This is a genomic window from Curtobacterium sp. CFBP9011, assembly GCF_034045095.1.
Classification (GTDB): Bacteria; Actinomycetota; Actinomycetes; order Actinomycetales; family Microbacteriaceae; genus Curtobacterium.
This window is the reverse complement of record NZ_JAXCWN010000017.1, coordinates 1-1,313: the sequence shown is the minus strand read 5'-3', so window position 1 is coordinate 1,313 and position 1,313 is coordinate 1. Positions and strand designations below refer to the sequence as shown.

1 rRNA gene is annotated in these 1,313 nt (G+C 66.9%); it reads left to right on the top strand.

Annotated elements, in window-relative coordinates:
• Nucleotides 1-87 (top strand): 5S ribosomal RNA (gene rrf / locus SOM35_RS17350); the annotation flags it as partial.
• Between the last annotated feature and the right edge of the window lie 1,226 nt (nt 88-1,313).

Sequence of the window (1,313 nt, the reverse complement as noted above, 5' to 3'; positions counted from 1 at the left end):
GGTCACATTCCGAACCCGGAAGCTAAGCCTCTCAGCGCCGATGGTACTGCAAGGGGGACCTTGTGGGAGAGTAGGACGCCGCCGGACTTCTTTTCAATGGAAAGCCCCTGACGGGTGGAGCATCACGCTCCACCGGTCAGGGGCTTTTCTGCATTCCCCGGCGGAGCCCTCACGAGAGGCTCCGCGTCTGGATGGATCGGCGTGGATTCTCCACTGGGGGTCCAGGCGTCGTCCACATTTCGGAGCGCGTCGTTCGAGCCAGAGGCGCGGCGGTCGGCAGCTCGGCATGTTCTGAGCGGTGACGCCTGGCGTCGATGGTCACCATGATGCGAGTCGTCGATGCCGGCGCTTCGACTGCACGGCGTCGCCGATGCGAGCTTGCTCTTCCGCGGCGACGACTTGTCTCGCGCCGGTTGTTCTCATTCTTGCGGGCCGGCGCAGCGTGCCGGTGATCCGTTGTCGGCCGACCGCATTCCGCTGAGGTGGGGTTCACGCGTTCTCGCCCGAGACGTGCGGTTGCTAACGGTCTGCAGTGGTTGCGTGTGGGGTGACTCAAGCCTCACAAGGCATCGCTGGTGAGGAGCACGTGGTCGAGCCCGGCGACGTCAGGTCTCCCCTGACGACGGTTCTTGTGGACGACCGGAGTGGATCGGCGATGAGGCCAGTGCCTCCGCGCGTCCTGACCGGCAGGAGCTCGAGCAGAAGACTGTCGGAACTGCCACGACCGCGTGCGCCCGTGCACGCAGCGGCGGTCGGTCATGAGCTCGTCTGCTGATGCGCCATCGAAGGGGAGATCCGCGGCCCTTCTGCCAGCGATGGGTTCCTCAGAGGCCGGGCGTGCAGCGCGCCGGTGGGAGAGGCCTCCGCAGACGGTGGTCTTCACATCGTGGGGGCGCTCGGCGCCGGCATCTACTCAGATCCCCACCTCACCGTCCACACCCTCGTAGCTGCTGTCTCGGCCGGCCGCCGTGAGCCTGCTGCGGCGCAAGGTCTGAGCAAGGGGGCAAGTGGCAGGTCTTCTGTTGCAAGGGTCAGCAACCCGTCGGTCTCGGTCGGCGGCGGACGACCATCGTCGCGATCGACGAAGTGCGCAGCTGGGTTTGCCAACTGGTCGTGGAGGTGCATGATCAGCCCAGAGCCCAGAGCCCAGAGCCCAGAGCCCAGAGCCCAGAGCCCAGAGCCCAGAGCCCAGAGCCCAGAGCCCAGAGCCCAGAGCCCAGAGCCCAGAGCCTCGCCCTGGGGCGAGAAGCGGGCGCGGTGTTGCAGTGTGCGACACGCCCGGGATGTGGGGTGGGTTGGTGGTGTGGGGTGGG